Raw genomic sequence first — 8,949 nt, 5'->3', positions numbered from 1 at the left:
CCACCAGCAGCTTCTTATACAGCGCATGCTTACGCCTGGCCAGCTCCTGCCAGGAAACGGGGCATTGGGGGTTTTCCTTCACCATTGTACCATAGAAATCCCTGCTGCTGCGCCCCACGAAGGCAGCCAGCCGCTCATGGGAAATGGTAATTCCCCATTCGGCCAGCACCTGCTTCTTGGCCTTGGCATGAATTGGTTCACTATCATAGATGACCCCATCCATATCAAAAATAAATGCTTTTTCCGCCATAATTTACTCCCAAATCACAATCAACACCCTATGGAAAATACAACTGACAAGCTGACGAACGAACACCTCCATCAGCCACATCCAAAGACCGGTCATTCACCATAGCTAAGAAAAAGCCCCAATCTGTCCATATACAGATTAGGGCCATAAAATCATATCCTCTCAATAAAGGATTATTGTACATCGTTTAATTTCAGCATTACAGCCTGTGGATAATACTGGAAGCTCATGGACTCGCCATTGCCCATGTCAACCACAGATCCGGCCTCATGTGCATAGCTCCAGTCATAAACCTCAGCATATCTGGAAAGAGGTGAATCAGCATTAAGAGTTCCTCTGTCAAAGGCAGTCTGGGCCCCCTTGAGGAGTATCAGACGGTCAACAGTAAAGGTCTCGTCATCATAGGTGACTATCAGGCCAATATTGCTAAAATACCAGCCAATATCATTTACCCCGCACATAGCCTTGGTTTCAGACGGAGTCAGCATGTGAGCATCACCGCTGTACTTTCTGCTCACCTCGGCCATGGTCATATCCAAGGTCAAACCGCCTACAGACTCAGCGTGATTTATCTCGCCGGTCTTAGGCTGCAGCTGCAGGTTACCACCAAGATTAAGGCTGCGTTTGCCTGCCGTATTATCCCAATAAATATTAAAGAATTTGGTTCCTTCCTTACCCAGCAGGGTCAAGGTAGCACTGCCATTAAACTTGTCCCCGGAAAAATTGGAGGCATCGGTTATGCGCATCTCATTTAACTGATCATAGGCAAACACCACAGGTCTATGGCCATTCTGGTCACACCAGACACCATGTATACCCTCCTGAATTTTACTAAGATGGTCATCCTCCGGCGAACTGCTGGCCAAAGCCATTCCGCTGATACAAAGCATCAGCAATGAACAAAGTACACTAAATAAACGTTTCATCCAATCTCCTCCCTTACACTCATTAATCAATTCATTCCTCCAGCCGAGGAAAAACAAGTCCTACACCCTGTATTATACCATATTTTACCGTCTTTTGGTACGCAGGAGAGCCCAAATAAGATTTTTGATATCCTTATCCTTGTCAATCTTAACCTGAACCGCCCGCTCATTGCCGATGATGTTAAAGTTCTCCACCAGGAAGCAATAGATGAGCACACCCATGGAAATAAGACCAACACTTACCACGATTTCCCCTACTCCAGGGAAATAAGACCCGGATTCATACATGGAGGTAAATACGCAATTCAGACGATTGAGAATAACCCCGGCCACAGTAAGAATGGCATAGGTAAGCAATCCCCACTTTTTCTTGCTCAACGGGCTGATTATGATAACAATCGGAATTAATATACCAAACAGCATCTCGATGCAGTACATATTACTTTGGAGGGTTCCCTGGAATACATAGCCCCATTCCTGCTTTTCAAAAAGATCGTAGAGCTTCAGCAGCAGGTATACAATCATCATACCGCCGCCTACCCGGGTCAGCTTTAACATAATCTCATGGGGAATTTCATGGCCGTAGGCGGTTTTGGCCAAGGTTGTTTCGATACAAACCATGGCCGAGCCAATAAAGAAGGAAGAAATCAGGAAATACACTGGCAGGAATTCACTCCACCACAAAGGGAACATTCTCTCCTTCATTATCAGGAACAAGCCGCCCAGGGAGGACTGATGCATTACCGGGAAAATCAGTCCGATTACCACCAGAACCGGCAAAATTTTTACTATATACCGGTGCAGCTTCTGCCGCAAAATTCGCTCCGTAATTATTTCAAAAAATTCAAAGCTCAATACCGTGGTGTAAATGGAAATACACCAGAAGACTTCAAACAGTACCGACGTATAGCCCCAGGATACAAAGGGACGCCAGAAATTAAACCACTGGCCTATATCCAGGAACAGGCCTGCCATAACCAAAATATAGCCCAACAGGGAGGTAAGCAGGGCCCCCCGGGCCACTATCTGAAATTCCCTGTAGCGGAAAATACTTACCAGCAAAGCGGTGGAGTAGCCGCCACCGGCCAGGGCAACGCCGCACATTACATCAAAGGCAATCCACATGCCCCAGGGCGTCTCATCAGTCAGGTTGGTTACATACTGAAAGCCTGTCAACAGTCTGAGGACAACTGCGGCCACCATTAGGGCTACCAATCCGGTCAGTACAAAGCGTACCGGCGTTATGGTAAAATCCCAGCCCAGAATTCTAAAACACTTATATACCTTCATGCTCAGCCCTCCTTATCCTGGTCATCCTTATCCTGGGACTTTCTGTTTTTGTCCACACGATAATTATAGAATGCAATTCCTGACAGGAATAAGGCCCAACAAGCGGCCAGGCCGGGAACCTTGGAGAGATAGCTCTTGGTATAGGTTGTAACAGGTACATCGGATACATCCTTGAAGCCCAGCTCCTCAAAGGGCACATCGGATATATAAAGCCATTCAGCACCCCCCACCTCATGTTCACCATAAACATGATTGACATAACGGCTGTCCGACTTAATTATCTCATGGGCCTTCCTTAACAGCTCATCCCTGTCACCGGACAAAAGAGCACCGGTTGTACAGGCCGATACGCAGGCCGGGGCATCCCCCTTGGCCACCCGCTCCGAGCACATCTGGCACTTGGACACCTGTGGGAACTGCTCATTCCACTGATACTTGGGAATGGAATAAGGACAGGCCACCAGGCAATAGCGGCAGCCTACACACAAATCCGGATAATAAACAACGGCACCTGTCTTTTCATCCTTCTGAATAGCCTTGGAAAAGCATGCAGATGCACAGGCAGGCTCTTTACAGTGGAGGCACTGCTTTTTCACAAATCTCAGCTTATCATTGTCCTTACCATGGAATTCCTGAATAACGGTCCAACGATTGTCATCCAGTTCAATATTGTCACCCTTTACATTTCTTGGCTTTGCCTTGAAATTCAGGTTGTTATAGCGCTTACAGGCTACTGTGCAGCCCTCGCAGCCGATACATTTTGTAATATCTACTAATACAGCCATCTATACTCACCCCTCTCAATCAAACAACCGGCCGTGCCGATTGACAAAGGTTGTATGCAAATACTTCTCAGCCCGTTCACTGAGGGGCTTGCCGAAAAAGTCCCTGTAGATGGCCTGAATTTCTGCATTATCATGACTGCAACGCTTGGCCGAGGCCGTATCTTCCTTGTAAATGGCCTCAATACGTCTTTTCTTGGCTTCTACGGCATCCATGGTCTTTGGCTGACCACCGCCACCGATGCAGCCGCCAGGGCAGGCCATAAACTCAATGAACTGCCACTTGCTGCTGCCTGACGCCTTGATGCCCTCCAAAAGCTTACGGGCATTTTCCAGACCATGACAAACGGCAATATTTACCGATCCCACCCCCGGAATACTGGCCGTAGCCTCCTTTACCGCCTGCATGCCCCGTACCGGCTGCCAGGCCAGCAAATCAACGGGTGGATTTGACCCGGTAGCCAAATAATAGGCTGTACGGACTGCCGCCTCAGTAACACCGCCGGTGGCGCCAAAAATACGCCCTGCACCGGTGGACTCACCCAAAACAGAATCATATTCCGCTTCGTCTATGGTATTTAAGTCAATGCCCTTACGCTTTAACAGTACCGCCAGCTCCCGGGTAGTAAGCACATAATCCATATCCTGCCGGCCATCCACCTGCAATTCGTCACGGGACACCTCAAACTTCTTGGCCGTACACGGCATAATGGACACATTTACAATGCTGGCTGGATCAATCCCCATCTTATCTGCATAAAAGGATTTTATCGTCGCCCCCATCATATTCTGAGGTGACTTACAGGTGGACAGATTGTGCATCAGTTCAGGATAAAAATACTCGCAATACTTAACCCAGCCCGGACAACAGGAGGTAAGGTGCGGAATTTCGTCCTGCTTTTTCGTCAGGCGATGGACAAACTCTGAGGCTTCCTCCATAATGGTCAAATCCGCGGCAAAGCAGGTATCAAATACTGAATCAAAGCCGGCAGCCTTCAGGGCTCCCGCCATTTTTTTGCCCACGCTGGTACCCTGCGGCATACCGAACTCTTCCCCCAGGGAAACCTTGGTGGCCGGCGCAGTCTGCACCACCACATGCTTGGAGTCATCCTCAATGGCCTCCAAAACCTGCTGCACGTTACTTTTTTCTGTAATGGCTCCCGACGGACACTGCATTACACATTGACCACAGCCTACACAGGCCACCTCCTGCTTCAAGGGCAATGGATAATTTCCATATACGCCCATTACATTTTGGCAGGCATCAACGCACTGACCACACAAAATACATTTCTCATCATCACGCTGAATAGATGGATTGGTGGCACTGATGGCCACGCGTCCTTTAAGATTTACCGGGAAATCGCCCTTTCCTTCATACTGGCTGGACACCCAGCCATCACCACCGGAGGGTTTACCCTTGCACCCGGTGGCCATAACCCCGAATCCCAGGACGCCTGAACCGGCCACAACCTGTAAAAACTTGCGCCGCGACATCTTGTTACTCATACGTATACTCCCCTAACATCATACTCCATAAGCTTGTGCAAAATTGACACAAAATTCGTACAATAATCTATATTTATTATTTTACCACTTTATTATAAAGATAAAAATACTTAGTTTTTATGGAATTATTAGCATTTTAAATACCTGCAGCATATATGGAGCGTTTCTCCATATGCCCTAACGGGCCTGCCGACCCAGACTGATTTTATCCAAAATTCCCGTCAGGTGGGCGATGGCCACTCCATAATTGGTCATTGGAACTGAGGCCACCCTCGCCTTATCTATTCTCGACAATACATATCGCCGGTTAAACATACAGCCACCGCACTGGATGATTAAATCATATTCGGCAGGATTAGCAGGAAAGTCGGTACCGCTTACCACCTTCACCTGCAGCCCTGCCCCAAATCGCTGGCGAAGCAGACGGGGAAGCTTCACCCGGCCAATATCCTCCGTCAATGGGGCATGGGTACAGCACTCGGCAATCAGAACCTTGGATTGTTCGTTAAGACGGTCCATAAAATGAGCACCCTCAATATAATATTTTAAATCCCCCTTGTAGGCGGCAAAGAGCACCGAAAAGGAGGTAAGGCGGCTCTCCGTCGGCTTATGCTCATAAACGAACCTAAAGGCCTGGGAATCGGTAATAATGAGCTGTGGTGCCTCCTTTAATCGGGATAGGGTCAATTCCAGCTTGTCCGTAGTAGTGGACACCACCGTACATTTTCTGTCCAAAAGCTCCCGGATGGTCTGGACCTGGGGCAATATCAGCCGCCGTTTCGGGGCCTGAATATCCTGGGGCATTACCAGCAGCACCAGGTCATCCTCCTTTACCAGACTGCCCGTGATAAATTCTTCATCATAGTCCTCTGGCATTAGCTTGGACAAGGCCCCTATAATGCTGCTTCGATTAGCGGCCCCACCAGCTTCACTACAATCGGCCACCAAAAGTGCATTACGGTCACCATGGAGCCTATCTGATATTGTCTCCCCTAGCTTATCTTCTCCCAAAATCTTCCCAAAGGAATTAATAAGACATAGGACAGGCACTTTTTTCTTTTGAAAATTTTCCAGCAGCTTATATTCTTCCTCAAAGCTGCCTTGGAAATTGGCCGCAAAAACCAGAATTGCCACGTCCGTCTTTTCCATGGCCAGCCTGGTCTTCTCCAAACGCTGTGCACCTAAAGAGGAATTATCCTCTATGCCTGGAGTATCAATGAGGACACAGGCCCCCAAAGGACTAAGCTCCATGGCCTTGTATACCGGGTCAGTGGTAGTGCCCGCCACCTCCGACACGATGGAGGTATTCTGGCCCGTCAGAAGATTTATCAATGAGGATTTGCCGCTGTTTGTTCTGCCAAAAATTCCTATGTGGAGTCTATTGGCATTTGGTGTTGAATTTAACTCTGCCATATTAAAACCTAAAATCCCTCTTACCTTCACTGATTTCAGCTAAATGCTCTGCGGCAATTTTCCGCACCTTTTCATTTGGTATTTTCTTCAATTCCGACTCAATCATGACCAGCCCCTTTTTCCTGGTATCCTCACTGGCATAATCCTCCAAATACTCCTTTAGGGTCAGCAGGGCATTTGGATGACAGCAATTCAATATCTGCTTGCTCTTGCACAGGGACATGAACCGGTCACCAGTACGCCCTTCACGATAGCAGGCCGTGCAGAAGCTGGGCACATAGCCAAGGGTAATAAGCCAGTTCAACACCTCATCCAAAGTGCGTCGGTCACTCACATCAAACTGGGCCGAGTTATCCTCCTCCGGCTCCTCCTCCACATAACCGCCAACGCTGGTACGGGATCCGCCACTTATCTGGGAAATACCCAGCTCCAGAGCCTTTTCCCGGACCGCCTTGCCCTCACGGGTGGAAATAATCATTCCCGTATACGGCACTGCCACACGAATGAGGGCAATAAGCTTCTCAAAGATTTCATCACTGATACCGTTATCAAAGGCCTCCGGATCAATGTCATCGGCCTTCTTAACCCGTGGCACACTAATGGTATGGGGCCCAACGCCATGAACCGCCTCCAAATGCTCGGCGTGCATCAAAAGCCCTGCAAACTCATAGCGATATCCCTCAAGGCCAAAGAGTACGCCTAAGCCCACATCATCAATACCGCCCTCCTGGGCTCTGTCCATGGCCTCTGTATGGTAGGCATAATCATGCTTTGGCCCCGTTGGATGAAGCTCCTCATAGGACTTTTTGTTATAAGTCTCCTGAAAAAGGATATAGGTGCCAATTCCCGCATCATGGAGCTTTTTGTAATTCTCCACAGTGGTTGCCGCAATATTAACATTAACCCGGCGTATGGCCCCATTTTTATGCTTGATATTGTAAATGGTATTAATAGACTCCAGCACATATTCAATAGGATTATTTACCGGGTCCTCCCCCAGCTCAATGGCCAGCCGCTTATGTCCCATGTCCTGCAATGCCATTACCTCGCGGCGGATTTCCTCCTGAGTCAGCTTCTTGCGGCTGATGTGCTTATTTTTGGCGTGATATGGACAATAAAGACAGCCGTTTACGCAATAATTTGACAAATATAAGGGAGCAAACAGTACGATACGGTTACCGTAATAATCCTCCTTAATCTGTCGGGCCAAATCATAGACCTCCTGGAGCTTTTCCTCATTGTCGCAGGCCAAAAGCACCGATGCCTCCCGATGGCTGAGGCCCTTCCCCAGCTTTGCCTTGGCAATAACGGCATCAAGAACCTCCATATTATCCTTGTTTTCCTCAGCATACCTTAGAGTTGCCTGAATTTCCTCATCGGAAATAAACTCCTCGGCCTTCATGGATTTCATATTATACATTTAAATCACCTATAATCTCCCCGGTCACACACCACGCTGCAACCGATTTTATTTATCCTTCGTTTAAGACACTCTATACACTCTGCCGCTTCCTCCCCGGTGCAGATTTTCTTGTCGTACAAAGCGTATTTTTTTCTTACCCTCTTTGGCGAAAGATTTGGCATTACCACATTGGCTCCCGCCATAAGGCCCTTCTCCCTGCCCACCGGGTCAATGGTACCCAGAGCTGTAGTGGCCGGCAATAAAACCCGGGGCAGCAACAGCCTTATAACGGCCAACAGGGTGACTGTCATATCCACGGTTCCCGCCTGCTCCCCGGCAAAGGGGGTATCATGCTGGGGAATAAAGGGACCTATACCCACCATGTGAGGATTTAGTTCACGTATAAACTGCAAATCATCATATAGGGTTTGGCCCGTCTGGCCTGGGGACCCCACCATAAAGCCTGCTCCCACCTGATAGCCTATATCCTTAAGATTATTTAGACATTCCTTGCGGTTAGCCAAGGATAATTCAGATGGATGAAGCCTTTGGTAATGGGCATCATTGGCAGTTTCATGCCGAAGCAGGTATCTGTCTGCCCCAGCCTCAAAAAAGGCCTTATAGCTCTCTCTCGTTTTTTCTCCTATAGAAAGGGTGACAGCACAATCCGGAAAGCTTCCCTTTATGGATGATACTATGTGGCAAATTTTCTCATCTGTAAAATATCCATCCTCGCCTCCCTGAAGTACAAAGGTACGAAAGCCCAGACGATATCCTTCTGTGCAGCACGCCATTATTTCCTCTTCTGAAAGCCGGTACCTGTCAACCTGCCGGTTGTCCCGACGAATACCGCAATAATAACAGTTGTTGCGGCAATAATTGGTAAATTCAATCAAGCCCCGAATAAACACCTCATTGCCATAATGCTCCCGCCGCACCGCCACAGCCCGCTCCTTAAGGTAATCTGCCTCGTTTCCGGCAAGGAGATATTGAAGCTGCTCCAGGGTAATATTCTTTTTTGTCTCAACTTCATCTACAACAGAAATAAAACCACCCCAATATTTCAGCCAACTATACATATGTTATGGTATAACTTTTGGCCTATTTTATCAACATTAAGGCCTTTAATATTTGTCTGACCTTTTCATTCACTATGGTGTTCTTGAAGTAAATTGAAGCTTGTTTGAAGTTGTATTGAAGTAATTATTGAAGTTATATTGAAGTTGACTTTGAAGTTATATTGAAGTTGACTTTGAAGTTGTATTGAAGTATATTTGAAGTAGTTCAGAGCGAGGAGGCAACTGAACAAGGATATTTGTTAACCAGCAAACAATCAAGAGCCACTCATTACAAAACAAATATTGATACTGTAAAGAA

At 47.6% G+C, this 8,949-nt stretch carries 8 protein-coding genes; all 8 read right to left on the bottom strand.

What is annotated here, in order from left to right; all coding sequences use genetic code 11:
* A partial coding sequence (locus tag Q0Y54_RS09865) for an HAD family phosphatase (RefSeq protein WP_297967065.1) occupies nucleotides 1-250 on the bottom strand: 250 nt, incomplete at its 3' end.
* Nucleotides 251-423: 173 nt separating this feature from the next.
* Nucleotides 424-1,176, bottom strand: coding sequence for a hypothetical protein (locus tag Q0Y54_RS09860; protein ID WP_297967061.1), 753 nt, complete (start codon nucleotides 1,174-1,176; stop codon nucleotides 424-426).
* Nucleotides 1,177-1,260: 84 nt separating this feature from the next.
* Nucleotides 1,261-2,466: an NrfD/PsrC family molybdoenzyme membrane anchor subunit gene (nrfD, locus tag Q0Y54_RS09855; protein ID WP_297967058.1), complete on the bottom strand. Its 1,206-nt coding sequence runs from the start codon at nucleotides 2,464-2,466 to the stop codon at nucleotides 1,261-1,263.
* Between the two features lie 2 nt (nucleotides 2,467-2,468).
* The gene (locus tag Q0Y54_RS09850) at nucleotides 2,469-3,251 is read right to left on the bottom strand and encodes a 4Fe-4S dicluster domain-containing protein (protein ID WP_297967055.1); all 783 of its coding nucleotides are present in this window, start codon (nucleotides 3,249-3,251) and stop codon (nucleotides 2,469-2,471) included.
* Nucleotides 3,252-3,266: 15 nt separating this feature from the next.
* The gene (locus tag Q0Y54_RS09845; protein ID WP_297967053.1) at nucleotides 3,267-4,757 is read right to left on the bottom strand and encodes a [FeFe] hydrogenase, group A; all 1,491 of its coding nucleotides are present in this window, start codon (nucleotides 4,755-4,757) and stop codon (nucleotides 3,267-3,269) included.
* Nucleotides 4,758-4,934: 177 nt separating this feature from the next.
* A complete protein-coding gene (gene hydF, locus Q0Y54_RS09840; RefSeq protein ID WP_297967051.1) occupies nucleotides 4,935-6,170 on the bottom strand; it encodes a [FeFe] hydrogenase H-cluster maturation GTPase HydF in 1,236 nt (411 codons plus the stop codon).
* 1 nt (nucleotide 6,171) lies between these two features.
* Nucleotides 6,172-7,590: a [FeFe] hydrogenase H-cluster radical SAM maturase HydG gene (gene hydG, locus Q0Y54_RS09835; RefSeq protein WP_297967047.1), complete on the bottom strand. Its 1,419-nt coding sequence runs from the start codon at nucleotides 7,588-7,590 to the stop codon at nucleotides 6,172-6,174.
* Nucleotides 7,591-7,595: 5 nt separating this feature from the next.
* Complete coding sequence (hydE, locus tag Q0Y54_RS09830) at nucleotides 7,596-8,651, bottom strand: [FeFe] hydrogenase H-cluster radical SAM maturase HydE (protein ID WP_297967044.1); 1,056 nt, start codon at nucleotides 8,649-8,651, stop codon at nucleotides 7,596-7,598.
* Nucleotides 8,652-8,949: the final 298 nt, after the last annotated feature.

Origin of the sequence: uncultured Anaerovibrio sp., from assembly GCF_947302755.1 — a bacterium.
Lineage (GTDB): Bacteria > Bacillota > Negativicutes > Selenomonadales > Selenomonadaceae > Anaerovibrio.
Note: the sequence above shows the minus strand (reverse complement) of the source record. Positions and strands in the feature narration are given on the sequence as shown.

What these genes read in the sequence shown, in the direction of transcription:
- hydG (WP_297967047.1), bottom strand. Translation starts at nt 7,590, where the DNA reads ATGTATAATATGAAATCCATGAAGGCCGAGGAGTTTATTTCCGATGAG.
- nrfD (WP_297967058.1), bottom strand. Translation starts at nt 2,466, where the DNA reads ATGAAGGTATATAAGTGTTTTAGAATTCTGGGCTGGGATTTTACCATA.
- hydF (WP_297967051.1), bottom strand. Translation starts at nt 6,170, where the DNA reads ATGGCAGAGTTAAATTCAACACCAAATGCCAATAGACTCCACATAGGA.
- Q0Y54_RS09860 (WP_297967061.1), bottom strand. Translation starts at nt 1,176, where the DNA reads ATGAAACGTTTATTTAGTGTACTTTGTTCATTGCTGATGCTTTGTATC.
- Q0Y54_RS09850 (WP_297967055.1), bottom strand. Translation starts at nt 3,251, where the DNA reads ATGGCTGTATTAGTAGATATTACAAAATGTATCGGCTGCGAGGGCTGC.
- Q0Y54_RS09845 (WP_297967053.1), bottom strand. Translation starts at nt 4,757, where the DNA reads ATGAGTAACAAGATGTCGCGGCGCAAGTTTTTACAGGTTGTGGCCGGT.
- hydE (WP_297967044.1), bottom strand. Translation starts at nt 8,651, where the DNA reads ATGTATAGTTGGCTGAAATATTGGGGTGGTTTTATTTCTGTTGTAGAT.